This is a genomic window from Pseudarthrobacter sp. CCNWLW217 (assembly GCF_037203985.1).
Lineage (GTDB): Bacteria > Actinomycetota > Actinomycetes > Actinomycetales > Micrococcaceae > Arthrobacter.
Genome location: NZ_JBBCBT010000007.1, coordinates 124,484 through 145,128, shown reverse-complemented (window position 1 = coordinate 145,128; position 20,645 = coordinate 124,484). Strand labels below are relative to the sequence as shown.

Annotated in this window: 15 protein-coding genes and 2 pseudogenes; 8 read left to right on the top strand and 9 right to left on the bottom strand. The window is 59.5% G+C overall.

The features are described from left to right. Window positions 1-64: 64 nt before the first annotated feature. The 4 genes from V9L18_RS10290 (at window position 65) to V9L18_RS10275 (ending at window position 5,813) form a co-directional block, all read left to right on the top strand. Window positions 65-1,474: an aldehyde dehydrogenase family protein gene (locus V9L18_RS10290; protein ID WP_337347062.1), complete on the top strand. Its 1,410-nt coding sequence runs from the start codon at window positions 65-67 to the stop codon at window positions 1,472-1,474. Between the two features lie 470 nt (window positions 1,475-1,944). After that, window positions 1,945-2,742 (top strand): enoyl-CoA hydratase-related protein, encoded by a 798-nt coding sequence (locus tag V9L18_RS10285; protein ID WP_337347061.1) that lies wholly within the window; start codon window positions 1,945-1,947, stop codon window positions 2,740-2,742. A gap of 219 nt (window positions 2,743-2,961) precedes the next feature. Next, entirely contained in the window at window positions 2,962-4,161 is a 1,200-nt protein-coding gene (locus V9L18_RS10280) for an alpha-hydroxy acid oxidase (protein ID WP_337347060.1), read from the top strand. 491 nt (window positions 4,162-4,652) lie between these two features. After that, window positions 4,653-5,813, top strand: coding sequence for an NAD(P)/FAD-dependent oxidoreductase (locus tag V9L18_RS10275; RefSeq protein WP_337347059.1), 1,161 nt, complete (start codon window positions 4,653-4,655; stop codon window positions 5,811-5,813). A gap of 524 nt (window positions 5,814-6,337) precedes the next feature. On the opposite strand, the pseudogene V9L18_RS10270 reads toward V9L18_RS10275, so the two are convergent. From V9L18_RS10270 to V9L18_RS10250, 6 genes and pseudogenes are all read right to left on the bottom strand, one after another. Next, window positions 6,338-7,647: pseudogene (locus tag V9L18_RS10270) on the bottom strand (ABC transporter permease). A gap of 105 nt (window positions 7,648-7,752) precedes the next feature. After that, the gene (locus tag V9L18_RS22045) at window positions 7,753-8,268 is read right to left on the bottom strand and encodes an ATP-binding protein DrrA1-3 family domain-containing protein (RefSeq protein ID WP_443197941.1); all 516 of its coding nucleotides are present in this window, start codon (window positions 8,266-8,268) and stop codon (window positions 7,753-7,755) included. A gap of 24 nt (window positions 8,269-8,292) precedes the next feature. Beyond that, window positions 8,293-8,454 (bottom strand): annotated as a pseudogene (locus V9L18_RS22040) (ATP-binding cassette domain-containing protein); the annotation flags it as partial. A gap of 461 nt (window positions 8,455-8,915) precedes the next feature. Beyond that, window positions 8,916-9,572, bottom strand: a complete 657-nt coding sequence (locus V9L18_RS10260) for a potassium channel family protein (protein ID WP_337347058.1) — start codon at window positions 9,570-9,572, stop codon at window positions 8,916-8,918. 338 nt (window positions 9,573-9,910) lie between these two features. Next, window positions 9,911-10,567: a hypothetical protein gene (locus V9L18_RS10255; RefSeq protein WP_337347057.1), complete on the bottom strand. Its 657-nt coding sequence runs from the start codon at window positions 10,565-10,567 to the stop codon at window positions 9,911-9,913. 484 nt (window positions 10,568-11,051) lie between these two features. Then, window positions 11,052-11,363 (bottom strand): helix-turn-helix domain-containing protein, encoded by a 312-nt coding sequence (locus V9L18_RS10250; protein WP_337347056.1) that lies wholly within the window; start codon window positions 11,361-11,363, stop codon window positions 11,052-11,054. 6 nt (window positions 11,364-11,369) lie between these two features. On the opposite strand from V9L18_RS10250, the gene V9L18_RS10245 reads away from it, so the two are divergent. Continuing rightward, window positions 11,370-12,662, top strand: a complete 1,293-nt coding sequence (locus tag V9L18_RS10245; RefSeq protein WP_337347055.1) for an RNA-guided endonuclease InsQ/TnpB family protein — start codon at window positions 11,370-11,372, stop codon at window positions 12,660-12,662. 283 nt (window positions 12,663-12,945) lie between these two features. Here the strand turns inward: V9L18_RS10245 and V9L18_RS10240 are convergent, their stop codons facing one another. Beyond that, entirely contained in the window at window positions 12,946-14,136 is a 1,191-nt protein-coding gene (locus V9L18_RS10240) for an HNH endonuclease (RefSeq protein ID WP_337347054.1), read from the bottom strand. Between the two features lie 326 nt (window positions 14,137-14,462). Between V9L18_RS10240 and V9L18_RS10235 the strand changes: the two genes are divergently transcribed. Then, window positions 14,463-14,831 (top strand): hypothetical protein, encoded by a 369-nt coding sequence (locus V9L18_RS10235; protein ID WP_337347053.1) that lies wholly within the window; start codon window positions 14,463-14,465, stop codon window positions 14,829-14,831. A gap of 1,876 nt (window positions 14,832-16,707) precedes the next feature. On the opposite strand, the gene V9L18_RS10230 is transcribed toward V9L18_RS10235, so the two are convergent. Next, window positions 16,708-17,106 (bottom strand): helix-turn-helix domain-containing protein, encoded by a 399-nt coding sequence (locus V9L18_RS10230; protein ID WP_337347052.1) that lies wholly within the window; start codon window positions 17,104-17,106, stop codon window positions 16,708-16,710. Further along, window positions 17,103-17,498, bottom strand: a complete 396-nt coding sequence (locus V9L18_RS10225) for a hypothetical protein (protein ID WP_337347051.1) — start codon at window positions 17,496-17,498, stop codon at window positions 17,103-17,105. Before V9L18_RS10225 ends, V9L18_RS10230 begins: the two co-directional genes overlap by 4 nt. 629 nt (window positions 17,499-18,127) lie before the next feature. On the opposite strand from V9L18_RS10225, the gene V9L18_RS10220 reads away from it, so the two are divergent. Next, complete coding sequence (locus V9L18_RS10220; RefSeq protein ID WP_337347050.1) at window positions 18,128-19,075, top strand: hypothetical protein; 948 nt, start codon at window positions 18,128-18,130, stop codon at window positions 19,073-19,075. Window positions 19,076-19,289: 214 nt separating this feature from the next. Continuing rightward, a complete protein-coding gene (locus V9L18_RS10215; protein ID WP_337347049.1) occupies window positions 19,290-20,576 on the top strand; it encodes a site-specific integrase in 1,287 nt (428 codons plus the stop codon). Window positions 20,577-20,645: the final 69 nt, after the last annotated feature.

Below are 20,645 nucleotides of genomic sequence, written 5' to 3'. Positions count from 1 at the left end.
AGATATTTAGTTACGTCCCAATAGGAATAGCACAGTTACGACGGACTATAGGAGTCGACGTTTAATGAAACTAAGAACTGGAAGTATAGAAGGGAACGGAACATCTTCCTTCGGCAGCGGGGTACTAAAGGTCGAGAACCCAGCGACAGGTGACCTGGTTGGTACGATTCCGGAGTCCGACGGCAGGGACGTCGATACAGCAGTTCGCAGTGCTCGCGATGCCCTGCCGGGATGGTCCGCTACGACTATCGAAGAGCGGGCAACTCTACTGGATCGGTTGTGCTCTGTTCTTGAGGCTAACTCTGAGTTGATAGCCCGGACGATTACGTCAGAACTGGGTGCCCCTATCAAGCTCTCCCGGGCCCTGCATGCAGCATTACCAGTCCGTGATATCCAGGCTACTGCGGATGCTCTCCGCGGTATGTGCTTTGAGCGCGAGATCGGTAATTCACTCGTCCTCTCCGTTCCGGTAGGCGTTGTAGGTGCAATTACACCTTGGAATTACCCGCTTCATCAGGTCGTCAGCAAGATCATTCCGGCCATCGCCGCTGGCTGCACGGTTGTATTGAAGCCCAGCGATCTGACCCCGTTTACGGCCCTGCTGTTGGCGGACTTTATGGACCTGGCCGGCCTTCCGCAGGGTGTGCTCAATGTTGTAACGGGCCGAGGATCGGTGGTTGGAAGCGCCATCGTGGCCCATCCAGGCATTGATGCCGTGTCGTTCACTGGTTCGGAGGAGATTGGAAGGGTTATCGCCCGTGATGCCGCTGAGACGTTCAAACGGATAACGCTCGAGCTCGGTGGGAAGTCGGCGAACGTCATCCTGGATGACGCTGATATAGAGACTGCTGTAAAGGTGGGTGTGGCGAACTGTTTCCTCAACGCCGGCCAGAGTTGCAATGCCTGGTCCAGAATGCTGGTCCCTCAGCCGATGATCAATGAGATCGAGAATATTGCGAGGATCGCCGCAGCAAAGTATGTACCCGGGGACCCGCTTGAGGAATCAACAAGGGTAGGCCCTGTCGTCAGTCTGAAACAGCAGCAGCGCATTGTTGCGTCAATCAACGAAGGCATTGCCAGTGGGGCAAAGCTAATATATGGCGGTCCCGAGGTCCCCAAGAGGCCGGGATACTACGTTCAGCCGACCATCTTCTCAAACGTTGACGAGAACTCCCTGCTTGCTCAAGAGGAAATCTTCGGCCCTGTACTGTCAATCATTGGCTACTCGAACGACGCAGACGCGATCCGGATCGCCAACAATTCACGGTTTGGTCTTGGCGGCGCTGTGTGGTCCCGTGATGTTAATCGTGCCCACAATGTGGCCCGCTCCATCCGAACCGGACAGATCGACATCAACGGCGGCGCATTCAACCCAGCGGCGCCTTTCGGCGGATTCAAGAACTCTGGTTACGGTCGCGAACTTGGCGCGCTGGGTATTGGTGAATTCCTTGAGTACCAGTCCATTCAACGCTAACAGCGGTGAAGCAGCGACCATCACTCAACTGACCAGAAAGACGGCGGTATATCGAGCGCAGCTATGCAAAATTCCACCCAGTGGCCATGGACGCACGGAGACGAGACGAGTTTGGGACGAAGCTTTAGCCAAACGCCACGGAGGGCTAGTAAAAAAGTCCGTCAGGACACTATGTGCCGTTCCGATTCTTCCTGGCGCGTTTGCGCGTCAAGATATGGGAGCCGATGTCGTCGGCCGGGTCTATACCGACTCCCACAGTCACGGTCTAAATAGGCCTGTCTGAGGGTGCAGAACGCTGTCGATGCCTTAGGCCAAAACCTGCAGGGCTCTCTTGGCCGCTGGCTGACTTTCCTGACTAACGATCGTGCCGGGACACAAGCGAAGCGTCGCAGCTCGGAACTTATAGAACCAAGGCCTAACCCCTCGAAGGCCCCGGTATCCACGCCCACCCCACGAATGGACAAATCTCCATGAACAGCCTGGTAACCCTCGAACTAATTGAAGACGGCATAGCGCTCGTCACCCTCAACCGACCGGACAAGCTTAATGCCATGACGGGTCCCATGTTGTTGGAGGCCCGAGAGGTCTTCACATCCGTGGCAAGTAATCCCCTGATCCGGGTGATGATCCTTACAGGAGCCGGGAGAGGGTTCTGTGTTGGTGGGGATCTGTCCGCAGGACCTGGTGGAGCAGTTACTGGAAACCTCCGAGGTGAAGAAGCAGCTCGACTGCTAAGGGACTTCATGGAAACCTCGATGATCTTGCACTCAATGCCGGCCGTGACTATCGCGGCCATCAACGGTGCATGCGCCGGCGCAGGGCTTTCATGGGCGTGCGCTGCCGATTTGCGGTTCTCCTCGGATAAGGCTCGTTATAACGTTGCCTTCCTCAACGCTGGCCTCTCGGGCGACTTCGGCGGGACATGGAGCCTTCCTCGGATAATCGGCGCAGGGAGAGCCCGGGAAAAGTATCTGCTGTCACAACCCTTCGATGCCGCCGAGGCACTGCACATTGGTCTTGTTTCCAAGGTATTCCCTACCGAGCAACTGATGGATGAGGTACTACAAACAGCCCGAGAACTTTCCCTCTCGGCCCCGGCGGCCCTGCGGCTGATCAAGCAGAATCTAGTCGACGGTGAGGTATCAACCTTCGCCGACGCCCTCGGCTATGAGGCCGTCCGACACTCAATGTGCGCAGAAACCAGGGATGCCTCCGAAGCTGCTGAAGCTTTCGTTGCCCGACGCCAACCTTTCTTCAGTGGGACTTAGTCAGGGGATCCCACCCTCATCTTTTGGAAAGCCGACAGAGCCGTTGCCGTTGCCCTTCACCGCTGACGGCTGTGTCTTGCCATTTCTTCTGCTTTTTCCTCTTTAAGGATCTACCCGTTGGGATGAACACTTGAGTATCTTCTCCATCCATAACTTCTATAACTTCCAGAGGATCCCGGCTAAGGGATGTCCTCTCCCCTTCACCGAATAGGAATCCTCGTGAATAAGCGGATCGCCAACCTTCATGACGTGGAAGCGGCAGCCAGGAAGAAGCTCCCTGCGATGATTTACGACTACATTGCTGGTGCCAGCCACGAAGAGTACACAAGAGACCGTAATCGTGCGGCCTTTCAGGATTACTACCTTCGGCTGCGGAACTTCGTGGATGTCTCCGTTATCGACACAACACTGACGATGCTCGGGACGCCTGTGGCGGCCCCCATATTCGTCTCGCCGATGGGACTCCTTGGAGGTTTCCATCCGGGGGCAGATATCGCCGCAGCGCAGGCAGCAAGACGGAACAATCTCATATTCATGCATAGCGCAAAGGCTGGGATTGGAATCAAGGAGGTTGCAAAGGCAGATCCAACGTTCATATGGGCACAACTGTCTTTCATGAAAGACACGGCCTTGTTTTGGCAACACGTACAGGATGCCAAAAACGCTGGCGTCAGGACCATCATTGTCATGGGAGACGTAGCCTTGGGAAGCAAACGTGATCGTGACTATCACCATGGCCTAGACAGCATGCCCCCCAAGTTTTCAGTTCGGGATACCCTCAACACTGCCACTCGCCCAGGGTGGGTGTACCGCTACCTCACTGGCCGCCCCTTTACATGGGGAAACTACCAGCCAGGGGGAAAACCCATCAAACTAAAACAAATGATCGACTTCGAGGTAGAGAATCGAATTTCGAGCATTACCTGGGATGACATCAGCAAACTTCGGGAACGCTGGGGCGGAAATCTGGTCATCAAAGGCACCATGACAACCGACGACGCCGCGGAGGCAGTTGACCGCGGAGTAGACGGGATATTCGTCTCCAACCACGGGGGACGTCAGCTTGACGGGCAACCCGCAACTCTCGATGTACTTCCCGGCATTGTCGACACTGTTGCAGGTAGGGCTGAAATCTATCTCGACGGCGGAATCCGCCGCGGGGAAGACATCGTGAAGGCATTAGCCCTTGGAGCAACGGCTTGCGGCGTCGCCCGGCCAGCTGCTTACGGACTGGCCGCGGCGGGAGAAAAGGGGGTAGACCGGGTTCTTCGTATACTGCAGGACGAACTGCGCACAGTTATGGGGCTCACGGGTACAACAGCCACACGGCAAATTGGACCAAAACATCTCACCGCCGCCAAAGATCGCCGGGCCGCGCACAGTTCCAGCGATATCAGTGCTGACCTTCTAGGCGCGTAAAGCAACATGACTGCCTACACCCACCAGCGAACAGCACAACAGCACCTTTTAGCGCAAGGAGTTGCCGGCGGCAGCTTTGGACGAGAAGAAGACCGAACCGTGGCTTCCGACAGCAGCGATCCACTGAGAGAGCGGTGGCATTCCCTGGCTACCGGGGATTATGTGGACCTCCGCCTAAACGGCATGAGCGTGCATCGGGGCCTAGTTGACGCACGCACCAGCGACGGCTCCATTGTTTGGGTCACATCGACTTTTGGACGTCGTCTTTTCCACGAGGACGATGAGTTTGAACTTGTAGTCCACAAATCGGGGGAATTCTGGAAGTTGCATGTGGATTTCCTCTCCAGCTCCTCGTCGCCTCCGCAGAGCATCGGGGGAGCGGGGGCCCCGGCAAGCCAGGCGACGTTCTCGAGCACCCCAGAGGTGCGGACACCCAATAGTCCTCCCTCACCAAGGCCCAGTAACTCCTTCCCTCACCGATGTGGAGAAAAATGAAAATAGTCGTAATCGGAGCAGGGATGATCGGCGTATCCATTGCTGCGGAATGTGCGGAAAGAGGAGCAGAAGTTGTCCTCGTGGATAAGGCAGAACCTGGCTCCGGCACCTCGTCGGTCTCATATGCATGGGTGAACTCCAACAACAAAGAACCGAGCAGCTACTACGCACTAAACCGTGCCGGCATGGCGGCGCACTACAAACTAGCCAATAACGGAAACGAATGGTTCCGACCCACCGGCCACGTTGAATTCGCAACGTCTACCGTTCACGCCGATCAGCTGCAGGCAAGACTGGATCGGCTCAGAGCGCGGGGGTACGAAGTAGAGAAGATCAGCGGCAACTCTCTCACCGACTTGGTGCCCGACCTGATTGAACCTCAAAACGTCAAGACAGCGGCATACTTCCCCCATGAAGGGCACTGTTTTCCAAGGCTCTACGTACGGAATCAGCTGCAGCGAGCCCAGCAGTCGGGCGTCCGCCTTCTGACACGCCTGTCGGTAGAGGCATTAACCGAAACTCCAAGCGGAGTAAAAGTCCATCTCAGCGATGGAACCTTACTGATGGCAGATCATGTGATCTCCGCAGTCGGACGTTGGACGAACACGATAACGGCTGCGGCTGGCATAGGGCCGGTAGTGGCGGAGTTCCAGCACCCGGGCGATGTCACCGTTGGATATCTGGCTACGACAAACCCCCTGAACATATCTCTTACCCGCGTTCTTACAACCCCGGAGCTAAATATTCGGCCTCACGAGGGGGGCAGACTGCTGCTTCAGGCATTGGACCTGGACACCAGCGCAGTGGCCGGTGACGACCCCGATCTCGGTTCGGACATCGCAAAGGAATTTATCAAGCGCCTGCGACGAGTGCTTAGAAATACGGATGACGCGACGATAAACAGTATCTCCGTGGGTCAACGAGCTATGCCGCTGGATGGACTCAGCATCATAGGAGTAGCTCCGGCCGTCCCCTGGTTATACATGGTAGCTACTCATAGCGGAGTCACTCTGGCCCCTTATCTCGGCCCAACGGTCGCGGCCGAGGTTATGGGGGAGAAGACTGACCCGCTTCTGGACAACTTTCGGCCGGCACGGTTGCTCGCCTCTGGCCTTCCATCTTTGCCACTCCCGCCACGGTATCCGGGACAACAATGATGGTGTGGTAAATAGACCGCTTAGTCATATAGGTTCATCGGCTCGAGTCCGGTGTGCTTTTCTCGGTGCCATGAATCACGAATTTCCTCCGAGGCTGCACTCCGTCGGACAGAGATGGCCTGGGCAAAGTTGGATTTTAGAGCGATAGCTTCAAGGGTCACCTGGATAAGAGTCGGTACGTCCTTTAAGAGTTAAGAACTGGAACCTCCCAAGTTGCGAGAAGCGGGACTCCGTTGGATTCAGGGCAGGGGGAACTGTCAGGCGGTTCCTGGATCTAGGCAGAAGTAGCAGTCCTCCTCGCAGCCTCGGGCACCCGTGCTTCCGCGAAGGGATCGAGTCGAGGGCTCAAATGAATGCCTGCAATCATGCAGCTTAAGGATCCGCCCGCCAGTTCTATCGTGGCCACGTCACTAGGAGGAGGCGGCAGCTGCGCTGGAGCACCGCTGTCGCGGTCGATCACTTCCACCTGATCTCGCTTGCTAACCAGTCCCTGACCGAATACAGGCAGAACCTGTTCCAGCAGGTCAAGGGCAGACGGGCCGGGGCTGCCTGAACGGTAGAAAAACCTGATATGCCCGCGCTGACGGATACGCCCAGCACAGCGCGCCGGTGGAAACAGCTCGGTTCAGGAGCGGAAAACGCTTCCCTTTTATATTTCGCGCACGGCTACAGGACCCATGTTTGATCCATGACGGAAGGCCTGGGAGAAGCAGATACTGGGTACTGGTTGTGATTGGACGCGCGGCTTTTCTGCCGTCGCTGAGGGCTGTCTTGATGTTGACCTTGGAGGTGTATGAGATGGATCCGTATTGGAACAGCCGGACGGCGAGGAAGAACATGGCCACGGACCCGATGAAGAGGATCGCGATGACGATTGCCGCTTCGAGGACGCCGAGGGAACCTAGTCCGTTGCGGAGCATGGCAGTGACGGGGGAGGAGAACGGGAAGTAGGTGAAGACCTGCACGATGAGGGCCTGCGGGCTGGAGAAGATCAGGGAAATCGCGTAGAAAGGCACGAAGATCAGGGCCATCATGACGCCCATGAAGTTCCCGGCCTCCTTCGCCGTTGGCATGACCGCGCCGATCGCGACCAGGGTGGTGGTGAACAGGGCGAAGCCGCCGACCAGGATCAGGAAACCAATGATCATCGGGACCGGCTCAAACACCAGGGTGGCTAGGTCGAAGTCGGGGATGCTGACCTGCTCGCGGAAGATCAGGTAGCCGATGACGAACGGGGAGGCGAACACGGCCATCTGGACGGCGCCGACGGCGAAGAGCGCCAGGACCTTCCCGCTGATCAGGGTGGTCGGTTCTCTTTCTCCTCGAGGGTGGAGCTGAGCATCTGCCCGGCCAAGAGGATGATGAGGCCGTAGAAGATCACCAGGAACGCCAGCGGTGGAAGGGCGGCGTTGAACCGGCAGGATTCAACGGTCCCGCGGTAGGCCGTCACGTCGATGGTCGCGTCACCGGCGGCGAGGGTGGCGAGCTCGGCGGAGCCGATGCGGGCGTTGACCGCCTGGGTCAGCATGGCCTGGGCGACGGCGGAGTATTTGTTGTTCTCGAACAAGCCCTCGTCGGCGCCGTAGACCTTCACGGCGTCGGTGGCCGGGTCGGCCGGGAAGTCGAAGTACGCGTCCACCGTGCCGGCTTTGACGGCCTCAATCCCTGCGTCGGCCGAAGTCGCTTTCTCGGCTTTGAACGCTGCTGCTTGTTCGGGGGTAATGAGTCCTGAGGCGTCGGTGTAGGAGATGGAGAACTGGGCGTTCTCCTGGGCGTCCGCGGCGGACGCCGTGGAGGTGTTGCTGATATAGATCAGCCCGAACACGACGGCCATGATGAGCGGAACGGACAGGGTGCCGGCCCAGAACCCCTTTTTGCTGATGGTGCGGAAGAACTCGAATCTGGCGACGGTGCCAAGGTTGTGCTGTGCCATATCCCTTTAGGCCCCTGCCGGTTCGAAGGTGGCCGCGTCGGCCTTGTTCTGGTCGCCGTAGGCCCGGATGAAGATCTCCTCCAAAGACACCTTCGTGGTTATGAAGGATCGGACCGCTACGCCGGCGGCGATGAGCTCCTTGAGGATGTCGGCCTCGTCGGTGGCGTCGGTGATGGACAACTCGGAGTAGTTCGTCCCGTTCGCTGTCACCGTGTAGTTCGGTGAGGCGGGGATGGGCCCGGCGTGCCGGAGGCCGATGACGCGGCCACCGTACTGGTTCTGGACCTCGTCGATAGTCCCGTACGCCTCGGCGGTGCCGTTCTTGAGCAGGATCACCCGGTCGCAGAGGCGTTCGACTTCCTCCATCTGGTGCGTGACCATCACCACCGTCGCGCCCTTGGTTTTCTGCTTGTCCAGCTGCACGTTGGCCTTGTCCGCCAGGGCAACCTTTTCCAGGTACTTCAGTGACCAGGTCTTGGCGGCGTGCCGTTCCATGCCCTTGAGCCTGCCGAAGTAGGCCATGATGTCGATGACCTTTTCCTTCTTCTACAGGCCACGCTCCTCCGGGAGGTAGCCGAGCCGGTCGCCGTCCTCGGGCCGGAAGGGCCGGCCGTCGATGTGGAGGATCCCGCCGGTGGGCTGATAGATGCCCAGCAGCGCCCGGATAGTCGTGGTTTTACCGGAGCCGTTGCTGCCAAGGAACCCGAACGTTTCACCTCTTTACACGTCGAAGGACAGGTCCCGGATGACTGTTTTGTCTCCGAAATCCATCCTGATGTTCTCGATGTGGACGAGTGCTTCGCTCATGAATGTTCCCCAAAAGATGTGCGTCAGATGACCTTGCCGAGTCTATCCGCGGGGGGATCGGGCTGGTCTAAGCCCAGAGGATGAGATCACGTCAGCAATAGCGAGCAATCCCTGCCGAGCTGGCTTCCGGCAGATGGCCAACCTGCTGGACTTCATGCTGGGAACCTTGCCATCCTATGGCGCTGATGAAGCATCGAGGGACTTGGAAGAGCCCTTGCCAAAGGCGGCTCCTCCTGGGCCGTAGATGCGCGTGGAGGCCGCAAGGGCCTTGTTGCCCGGATGCCTGCATCAGTAGTGGACGTGGTCGCTTCCGTGACGAGTACCAGTGACAGGGCAGGGGAGAAGCCGCTATTAGGTGACTCTTACCGGCCCGGGTGGTCACCATGTTTGACCATGCCCGCATCGAGCAGGTCTGTGAGTCTCTGGACCTGCTGGCTCAGGTTGGCCACCTCGCGGCGAAGGGATGCCTCCGTAGCTTCCGTTTCGTCGGCCACCTTGACAGAGACAGCCTCCACGAGCCATGAAGCAACAGCCGCGGTAATGACACCGAGGAGGGCGATGCCGCCGAGCAGGAGCCCGACCGCAACCAGTCTTCCAACGAGGGTGACCGGGAAATGATCGCCATAGCCCACGGTGGTGATGCTCACGGCAGCCCACCAGAGCGCGTCCCCGAAGTTGTTGATGTTCGATCCTTCGGCGCCCCTCTCGGCATCGAGGATGGCGACCGCTCCGACGTAGGTCACGAGCACCGCCGCGCTAAGAACATAGGTCAGTACCGGCCCCCGGAGGGACCGGCCAGCGGTCCGGTGCAGAACCTTGAGGAGGGTGACCAGCCGCAGCAGTCGCAGCGGGCGAAGCACCGGCAGCACGAGGATGATCAGCTCGTGGATATTACGGAAAAACCAGTGGGACCTGTTCCTTGCAAGGGTGAGGTTGACCAGGTAGTCGATCCCGAAGAGCCCCCATGTTGTCCAAATGACCAGCTCGAGGAGGTCATCCTGCTGCGGCGGCAAATCCATGTGACCTGGGCCGAGTAAGCGGTGAGGAACATGATGGCGACTGCGAGTAGCGGCCATTCGGCGTATCTGCGCCAGAGTAGTTGCGTCATGCCTGCATGCTAGGGCAGAGCGTCGCGCTTAGGGGTATGCGGTGCGGACCAAAGACACGCAAGCTGGCAAAAGCAGGAAGCACAGTAGGCCACTAGACATAGGGTGTGGATTGTGCCTGAATAATGTTCGGCCTGTCAGAAATGGGCTACGTACCACATGCGTAGCGGCGCACGATAGCGTGCACATCAGGCCTGTCGCGTAGGGCAATTGGGAGAGGGATACTGTCGACGCCCTTCACAAGGGCGCTCCTATCGCCTCTCGCTCCAGCCGAGGCCGCCGAGAAGCCGAGCCACGGCATATATCCAGCCGATCATCATAGAGAAAATTAGATACAACCAAAAGAAGCCAACAACCTCGACCACATGAGCGCCAAGCTGCCCGCCTATCCCGAAGCGGTGAATCGTTGCGGCCAACAATACGGCACCGATAGACACGCACATGGCAGCTACCAGCAGCGGCCAAGCTGGCTCGTTGACCTCGGCCAGAATGGATAGACAAATCAGGGTCAACGCGAGCGGCCGCCAAATCTGTGGTGAAGTCGTCTTCGCAAACAACCATACGTAAACGCTCAGCCCTATGAAGGTACCGGCGGAGGCTACTGTCACAATTGCCTCGTGGCGAGGTGGGACTGCCAGGTAGTCGGCGATCATGTGAACCTGTTCATGCAGCCATGGCCAGCCCGCAAAATCCGCAACCTGTTCTAGTTGCTGTGATGGCCTGGCCGTCCACAGTGCGTCGGGCTGGGTCAGCGTTCCACGCCAACCTGAGAAATCTGGCGCGGCTGACCGTGCGTGATCCAGAGAGTTCAACGTTGAGGGCAGTATGAAGGCAAGGCTCACGGCGGACGCGAGAACGCCGTAAAGAATGGCCCCGAAACGGTCAATCACATTCAGTAGCGTGTCCATGGCACATTCTAGTGAGAACCTCGGGCCGACTGGAAGGCCTCCTTACCGAAGACAGAACGTTTGAATTGCGATTCAACTCTGCTGGGCCTGCCGAAAATTAGACTCACCATCTGCTGGCATGATGGTACGCGGCTTGCCCTTAGTTGCCCTTGGGAGTAGCGCGGCCTGGCGAAATCAATAGAGCAATCGGAAGCTGCCCACTATTCCACGTCCTGTCGTTCTTGCGTTCAGCGTGGCCTAGCGACGGCCTACCGGAGGCGTGTCGGCTGGCTTCTGGGCGGTCAACCAGGTTTCGGCATGTGCCGCCTTCCGATGCCTCAGTTGAAGCACGTGGGAACTTCGCGGACTTGGAACCTGGGCTGCACCGTCGGGCCGGATCGCCAGGGGCGATGGACGACTCATGGATGTGCCTCCCCTTCGGAAGCGACCACGTCGCAGGCGGGGGTCAGCGTCCGGGTATGGCAAACGGTCAAATTTTCCCTGGCTACCGGCCCATGGGTCGCCGACCGCCCCGGTAAGGGGAAGTCTTGGCAGCCGAATCCGGCGGGAGAAGAAGTTGGCTGATCGGTACGTCCAGAACGTCAGCGATATCCCAAAGACGCTCGTAGGCTACGCTCTTCCGGCCCCACTCGATGCCGATCACCATGTTCCGGCTCAGTCCGGACTCCAGGGCCAGCGCTTCCTGAGAGAGAGCCTGCTCGAGTCGCAGCTCTCGTATGCGCGCCCCGACCATTGCCCTGCGTTCAGCCCACCGGAGTGTCTGCTCCTCGGAAGACTGGTGCGGACGAGTGGGCATCTGTCCATGTCAACTGACAATGCCAGCATTGTCTGCTCTACTAGTGATACATACATCGATTTGGTGCATCCCGCCAACAGAAAGTCAGGTGCGGACTATGGAAGCCCGCGACCGGATGCCATGATCCGGGCCTACAAGTTCCGCATGTACCCGACGGCGAAGCAGGAGGACCTGCTCCGGGCCATGCTGGATGATCATCGGTTCCTTTACAACGCTGCCCTGCAGGAGCGCAGGGAGGCCTGGAAGCGCTCGCGGATCGCAATTAACTACTACGCACAGACTGGTCAACTCTCCGACATTCGGGCGAACGACCCGGACTACGCGCGCTGGTCCTTCACTAGTCAGATGGCGACCCTCCGGCGACTTGACCGTGCATTCCAAGCGTTCTTCCGACGGATCAAGACCGGCGAGAAGAAGGCAGGCTATCCACGGTTCAAGGGTGCCGGCTACTTCGACACGGTGGTCCACCGCAACGGCGACGGGGCGAAGTGGGATTCGCACCAGACACAGGCCCGAGTCCGATTTCAAGGGGTGGGCGATATTAAGGTCAAGCAGCACCGCGCGGTCACCGGCCGGGTTAAGACCGTGTCCGCAAAACGTGAAGGCCGGCATTGGTACATTACGTTGTCCGCGGACCAGGAACTGCCGGCCCCGCTGCCAAAGACTGGAGCCGTCGTTGGCATCGATCTGGCCACAGGGCCCAATGGACTGGCCTACACGTCGCTCGGGGAGCGGATCGACAACCCGGCTTTCGGCAAGGCCTCCCTTTCCCGGTTGGCAGAGGCTAATCAGGCTATGTCCCACACAAAGAGGGGATCCAACCGCCGACGCAAGGCCCGGGAGAGGGTTGCCAGCGTGCACCGGAGGGTCCGCAACCAGCGGCACGACTACCTCCACAAGGCGGCCCACCGCCTGGTGGCCGGCTACGACGTTATCGTGGCCGAGAAGCTCACAATCGCCGGCATGACCCGGCGTCCCGCACCACGGCCGGACGGGGCCGGGGGCTACGAACCCAACGGAGGGAGCGCGAAGACCGGGCTCAACCGGTCCATTCTCGATGCGGGCTGGGGAACGTTTCTGGAATTGCTACGCGTCAAGGCTGAAAGCGCCGGACGTGACTTCATCCAGGTCAACCCCGCCTACACCTCCCAGACCTGCAGTGAATGCGGGCGCCGGGAGGCGGCCAACCGGAAGGGCAAGGATTTCCTCTGCCTTTCGTGCGGGCACCGGGCCGACGCCGACATCAACGCGGCGGTCAACATACTCAGGGCCGGACTGGTCCTGCGGGACACGGCGTAAGCCCGAGTCGCGAGAAGGCCTGAAGGCTTGGCGAAAGTCACAGCATTTGCCATTGGGCTCGGTCACTTAGGGTCACCGTCCACAGATCCAAATCGATAGCACGGGCTTCTTGGCCCTTCCGGTTGATGACATGGTTCAGGGCGTCAAAGGAGAGCAGCGCAGGGCCGCGAACTGCCCTCCCAGCGCCGACCAGGAAGTCTTCGATTATTGACAGGCTACCTGCAAGAATCCATTCTCTTTAGTAACCCTCGATTTACTAAGCTGTAGCCGTGACGGAAGTGGATTAGAGACTGTCGCCTTGCCCCTTTTTCCACGCCTGCCAACTGTCCACGACCGCTTCATCGTGCGGCGGCCGTTTCAGGTGGGTCAAATCAGGCTTTGAAATTCCCAGCTCGCCGAGATCCGGCCCGCCGATGCGGCTCGCTAGCTTCAGCGTCCCTGGTTCTACGGCCCAGAGGAGCCGGTCGAACGCGAGGTGGTGGTTCGCGCACAACGGTAGGGCGTTGCGCTCATCGTCACTACCGCTTCGCTTCTTGGCCCGAAGGTGGGCGGCCTGCACAAGACCATAGATGTCAAGGCCACAGACGGCGCAAGCACTGCCGTAACGCTGGAAAACCTTCATCGCGAAGCGGCCTTGGTTGGGCCGATTTTGCCTTAGGCTATAAGTCCGTTTGGAAGCTTCATCAGTCAAGGTGAAAGGGCTGTCGTCCTCACCTAGAGGCGGCGGAGGCGGAAGCTCATCTTGTGTGAAAGTAATTAGCAGTGCGCCAAGCTGATCGTCAAAACGTTCGACATATCCTCTGTATACGACCCGTCTGACCAATGTACTTCCAGGCCCAATTACGAATACTGGCAAGCCCGATCGGTAGGCGGCTTTCGTCGCAGCCACTTCGACCATGTCGTGACCTGGGCGTTTCGTCTTTGGATAGTGGTAGACAACGCCTTCTTCAGTCAGGTCGTCTGCGTAACTGCGCCCTGTGTGGAGGAAAGAGACCGCTATCCCGTTTGGAGCGATAGCGGACTTGGTCCGCTCCTGGTTCACAAAAATTGCTCGAGCTCCCGCGAAGAGGCCTAGGTCCCGGATAAGTCCCGCGCTCACTTCACGCGGACCACCAGCCGCCAGGAGGGCCTTCCACATCTCTTCTCGCCGAGTGTACTCGTCACCAAAATCGGGCTGATTCCTGCTGCGCACTTCTCGTGCCTGCGCCCAGCCAGCAGGAGAGAGCGTCCATCGCCCGTGCTCATCGTCTTCTAGCAATCCGGCGCGAACCATTTCGGCTCGCTCAAAACTGGCCCGATTCTCCCATTTCGTCTCCCACGGCCGGGTTTCCCGAGGCTCGTTATCTTCAACTGACCAAGCAAACGCAGCGGCGAGGCGCTGCAAGGCTGACGCCCTTCGCAGGCTGCCCGATGGCTCTGTGGACAAGACCTCGAGAATTCTTTCTCTATGGCTCTGCCGCTGCGTTAGCCCCATATTTCGTAGTCCCCCATGGATGAAGCGTACACACACACCTACTGACGGTGTCCCGACAACTTGTCGGCTTGCAGGGCCGCAACTGCGCAGGGCTGGCCGGATCTAATTTGAAGCCCACCGGTGCTGGGATATCCACCCGCGTCTCTCGCCAACGCAGAGCGCTTCCCCCGGCTCACCTGCGTCTTGCGCGTTCGAGCTCGTCGTGAAGGCACCTCCGCGTCTTGTGCACGGGATACGCATCGTCTCGCTCTATTTCAGGGTGCCGCGCAACTATGATGCCTTTTGTACAGGAGAGCAGTTGTGCACGTTGCCTAGGGGAAGGGCAAATGATGGAAATGAACGCCGACGAACTTGCGCGGGAAGAAGCCGCCCGTGCGGCGCAGGAAGCCGCACTGGCCGCGCGGAATGACTGGAAGGTGCTCTGGGCTCGGGCCACGTACTTGCGGGCAATCTCCCCATCCGTGGTCACCTCCCGAAAGCGGATGAACATCTCGGGCGCAGCCAGGGCGTTAGGGGAGGCGTACAGTACGGTCCGCCCATACGTCCTTGCCGGTGAGGCCCTCGCCCGAGAGGGCCGGGTGAAGTTGACGTCAAAGCCTGAACAAGCAGACATGGAGATCGTGGAAACCGCATTGGAGGAGGCCGCGCGCGGCCCGCGCCGCGCTTCGCGGCGGTCAGTGGTCAGTCCCAATTAACGGTGCACCATTGCGACCAGTGACACCTGGGGCGCGCACTAAATCCAACTAGCACAACCGGTACTTCAATGAGTAGATGCGATTATGCGCCCCGGGCGCTTGGCACAGCTACACAGTCGGGGTATTCCTGAACAGGGCCGAAGTCGATCATCGCGATAATTATGGTTATCCACAGCATCAGAGGCGCTGCTGCGGTGTACTCCGCCGCCGTGCTCGCCGTCTACTTCGCAACGGTGCTGCTGCCGATAGGTGGTGGCCGGAGTGGGGGAGCCCCGTTCGGCTTCCTGCGCGCTCGGCCGTCTTGTGCCACGGCGGCGAAGGTCGATTCCTTGGCAGGGCTGCAGAGCAGTACGTAAGACCCCCTGGGGGGAGACCCGAAGCGGTTATTGCGCCCGCCCGGCCGTCATAGCGCCTGAGCTGCTGTACGGGATTGGAACGATTTAATGTTTGGGTTCAGGATGAATGGGCTGCAACGTTAGGGCGGGGCGACATCATCGTGATTGTCACCGCCACTCAACAGGCAGCAAATTATCGGAGCTCCCGGACTCTGATCCCGGCCAGGATGATCGTCGGCTACTACTAAGGGGCCCGGTGTTGGTGACTCCAAGCCGTCGTCCGCCGGCTTCATCTCAGCATGGGAAGGACAAGGCGTTCCAAAGCCATGCGCCCGACCGGCTTCACGCAATCCTTTGCTGCCGGTCAACAGCGCGCCAGTGGCCCGTTTGGTGACGCTGTCAGTCGACGAGGGACTTCCAGTGCAGTGCCGCGGCACCGTTGTCAGAAATACTCCGTACAGGGCCTGTCGCGTGGCATTCATGGCACGTATCGCGGGAGAAATGTTTTGCGCAACCGCGGGGGTCTGGGCACGGCCGGGTGGGCGGCTCGGACACCCTAGCTCGTGGGAAGGGCAACGGCCCGAAGAGCCGGAATACGTCGGCCCACTCCTTCGTTGCCGGGTCCCTGGGCGTTTCTATTGACGCTGTCAGCCGGGGACGGGGCCCTAGGAGCGGTGCATGGCTACCGCTGTCAGAATTTCCCCCTACAAGGCCTCTACTGACTCATGCCGGGCCGACACCGGGCGAGAACTTGGCCCCGCTGCGCGGTGAGGAGGAGCGCCACTTTCCTGGCCTGGCGCGAGGAAACCTATCAACGATCGGCTGGCACTCCTGGCAGGGCTGCTGGGTGACCCTGGAGAACCCCAACTGGTGTCCCCACGCAGCCTGTGCGGCGCAAACGCGGCAAAGTCCGAGACCCACATAGTGGGTCTTTATGGAATCAAAGGTCTGCGTCTGCCGGAGTGTTTCAACCCGGTCCTGGGCGCAGCGGGACGTGGAAGCTTTCATGGTGACCTCGGTTCTTGTCGTCGGGTTGGCGTCATTGACACTGAGCAATGCAAGAAATCGTTGAGTTACGCGGAGCTTGCTCCGCCCTCCGGGCTGCGCGGCGCTCCGCCTGCCTTGACAGCCGAATCGATGGTTCGGCTGCGGACCGGCGGGATGACCTTGCCCTCAAGGCAAGGGTCATCTCTTTCCTTGACCAAGCAATAGGTGGCCAGGGGTGGAGTCGTCTGGCTCCCCGTTCATTCGGGAAGGGTGCCCCTTGCTCTTAGGCAAGGGGCACCATCGATCCATCCGCGTTGGGCCCGGCCGGTAGAGAGGTAGTTCCTGTTGAGGTAGTTGCTACTGAGGTAGAACTACTTGAGGTAGTTCTCCCTAAGGTAGAAAACTAAGGTAGTTAGGGAAGGGTATTTCCGGGGTCCCGGGAAAGAAAACTCGGGGTGCGGGCTGACGACTTTTTTGGGGTAGCCCCCCGGGCTTCTGGCCACCCATACATGGCCTTACCCAGGGTGCCGCCCTCCGTAATTTCTTGGGTGTTACTAAGGCCGCCAGTAAGAATCGGGGTCTCCGCTCCAGGTCTCAAAGACCGGTGGCCTAGCTGGCGCCTCCTCCGCCGTACTGGTGATCGGGGGCGCAGGGGCTTCGTCCACGACGGAGGCAGGGACGGTGATGTAGTAGTCGATGGAGCTGTTGAACTTCCGCACCTTCCGCAGATATCCGGCTGCTTCTGCATGGCGCGTGTGCTTCGAGACGGTTTCCCCGGAGAGCCCCACGGCGGTAGCGATCTGTTCTACGGTCGGGAAGGCCTTCCCTGTCTTGTTGTTGGCGAAGGTGGCAATCGCCCAGCAAGTCGCCCTGACGCCCGACGGCAGGTTGGACTCCCTGATAGCTTTCCCGTACTGCAAAGGACGAGATGCCTCGCTAGGTACTACGCTCACTGTTCTCCCTCCGGAATCAGCAGCGTCCAGCCGTACCGGCGGAGGCCGATGCCGTCGTAGAAATTGCGGTGAATGTATCCCTTCGACTGGAGTTCGGACATGATCTCCAATGACGTGGGATCCCGCCTCTCCCGCCCAAGCGAGGTATTAACCCGCTGCCAGTCCGTAAAGGACGCGCGCCCGATGCCAACTGAAAGGGCCATCACCTTCGCCACCTCGAGCGTCTCGGGCGGGAGGCTGGTGTCGCTGGCGATTGCCTCGAGCCAGCGATCCAAGTAAGGGTTCCGCCCCGCGAACGCGGAGTTGCTTCCGCCGTGATCGCCGGACGTCGGCGGCTCACCTGCGTGCTTCACAGGAACCGCCTCGGACGGCGGTTCGGTCAACTGGATCATTAGTTACCTCCATTTTTTGGGTCAAAAGGGCACGACAAAGGCAGGGAGGCCTCTGGTCGGATGGAACTAAGACGATAGAGCGGCCTGGGTTGTTGCCGCCGCTGCGGGTAAGCCTTCCCGCTGTTCTTATGAGTATTGGTGGCTGTTGCCCAGGGGCAGGCCAGGACAGAGATGGCAACCAGTTCGGCGAGCGGTTGTACCTGTTGCCTTGGTAACGTCCCAGGTTGCCGCCGCATGCTGCGGAAGACCCTATGAGTCCGTCTTGGTCCGCCCAAGGCAACGTACATGCGTTCATGTGCTGCCGAACTATGAAGCCCTTGCATCCACGCAACTGATTCGCAACGCCAAATTGGCGCCAGAAGTCGCTGGTGAGTAACGCCTTGCTATCGCCGGCACTCATTGGCTGACATGTAAGCATCCAGCGCTTCGACTGTGTATCGGACCAAGCCGCCCACCTTGATGAACCGGGGCCCACGCTTCGCGTTATTCGCGAGCCAACTGGGCGGTACGTTCAGGTGTCGCGCAGCTTCTTGGCGCGTCAGGTAAGGGGATCGCGAGACCTCCGACTCCGGCGCGGCGGGGGCCGGCGCGGATTGGGGTTTTGCCATTTCGCCTCCTAGTATGCAGGGATGTTCAAAGTTCAAAGCTTTGAATTGAATATGCCTAAGGTATGGGCTATACTCAAAGTTGTCAACTATGAATCGGAGCTTGAAACTATGAACCGATACAGTGTGGCTATGAAGTCAGAAGACGCCAGCCCCACTCTCCGTAAGCTCACTGAAGGTGTGGCTGCCCACGGAAGGCGCTTTGGATATCCTCCGCAGGAGCGGTTCTACGAAGACTTTGCCCTTCTCGCGTACGCCGTAACCGGGGGCTGGGCGATCGGGCTTAGGATCGATTTCACGCCGGATTCCTGGTCGATTGCAGAAGTCGTGGCATCGCCGGCAGGGGAGGTGCGGACCCTTCCCGACGTGAACAGTGCAGAAGTTCGTTCCTACGTCGAAGCCGCTGTGGGCCGGGCGCGAGGCAGGCTCCGCGCGGAGGACGAGCAGCTCGCCAAACTCGCCACGAATTCCGCGTTCATACAGGAGCGCTTTGAAACATGGCGGGACAAGACTGCTCGACGGACCAACGTCGAGTATGCTGCCTTGGCTGCAAAGTATGCTGAGCAGATTCGGCTGGGAAACAGCCGCGCCACGGCAACGCTCGCTGGACTGGTGGATATGTCGCCCTCTGTCATGGCGCAACGAATCAAGGAAGCAAGGCGGCGGGCCCTATTGACCCCTGGCGAACAGGGGCGTGCCTCCGGCGCGCTTACCCCGCTTGGAGTTCTCTACACGGATCCGTTATTCCCGGGGATCAGCAAACACAGGCGGGCTGGTATGACCCAGCGCGAAATTGCAGACAAGTATGGGATAGATGAACGATTTGTTTGGGCTGCCTCACAGGGCGAGAGTTTCTCTGATGACTATGGCCCACTGCCTGCTATCCCCTTCCCCAGCGGCATGACTGATGAGGAAAAGGCCGAAGACATCCTGCGAGAATTCCAGCGACGCCGAGACGACCGAGGCCGGTGAACAAATGGGTGTCCGCAGGTTGGATTGGGGTGTGTCGTATTCGGCTGTCTCGGGTAAGAGGCTCCGGAACGAGTACGACACCCAGGCGCGGGCCAAGGAGTTCGCAGCTCGGCAGGCGATACGTGCGCGAGATTTGCGCTTGGAGGAGCCAGTGGTATCACGGCTGAAGACGCGCCGCTGGGAAGCCGGGTATCAAGACCCGCAAGGGAAATGGATGACCCGCCGCTTCGCAACCAAGGAAGAAGCCTCCAAATTCCTTGACGAACAGACAAAGTCCTTAAGAGCCGGAAGCTACGTCGACCCTCGATCTGCGGCCGCAATGACTGTAACCAAGCTTCACGAAGCATGGATCGCCCGCATCAAGTCAGCAGGCGCTTCCGGTAGGCGGCCCGCCACGCCCAAAACTGTTCAGGGATACGAGTGGCTGTACTCACGGATGATAGGTCCACAGTGGGGCGAATACCCGCTGAGCAGCGTGACCTATGCCGGCATCGCCCACTGGACGCAAACCATGAAGGGTGTCGATGGCACCAACGCCAGCGATGACACAAGAGCCCGGGCATCCAAGCAGTTCTCACGAATGCTGGATTATGCAGTCGGACTACGAGTCCTTGGGGCGAATCCAGCCAAAAATGCCTCAGGCGGGAGGGACTACGTACCGCACGTCGGCACGGGGCGCGAGTCGGTCTACCTTACGCGGCCGCAGCTCGAGCGGCTCGCTCTGTGCTGCGGCCGTTATGAACTCCTCGTCCGGTTCACGGGACTAACGGGGCTGAGATGGGGAGAAGTCACCGCCCTGACTATGGCCGATCTCGATTTGGGCCCCCGGCCTTGCGTGTCTGTGTCCAAGGCATTTTCTGAGGTCAATGGCCAGCTGGTCCTCGGGGAAACGAAGGGCCATGCGGCCCGCGAGGTGCCGCTCCCAGCTTCGCTGGCCATGCATCTCCTTCCGTTGGTGGAGGGTAAGCCGGCAGGATCATTACTGTTTTCATCGGCGCAGGGCCTGCCTATGCGGAACTCGAACTTCACCAGGAGGTACTACGAGCCGGCAAGGCAATTGGCCTCGGCCAGCGTCGCCAGGGTGCAGTCGGCCCTGAACCTGACGGAAACGAGACGGGGACTGGCAGTATTTGGCGACCTTACCCTCGCGGCCCTGACTGGCTTCCAGTACGACTGTGGATTGCCGGATCCTGGATCGATCGGTCCGGATACCTGGCGAGCCCTTGCTGACCAGAGTGGCGTTGCGGATGACCAGCGCGGTCTGCTGCTGCGTTCTACAGGTATTGCCCTGGCGTACGGAGACATGGACTTCCGGCCGCCGGTGTTCCATGACCTCCGGCATACGGCAGTCAGTCTATATTTGTCAGTTACCAAGAACGTGAAGCATGTTCAGCGCATCGCTGGTCACAAGGACGGTACGACCACGCTCAACACATATGGGGAGCTCTTCGATGACGACTTCTTCAACGCTGCCGCAGGACTTGATGGGCTCCTGAAATAGAGAGGTTCGCGGAGGGAACCTCTGGTATGCCTCTGGTATTGCCATCGTGGCGCCTTGCCGGGCCGGAAA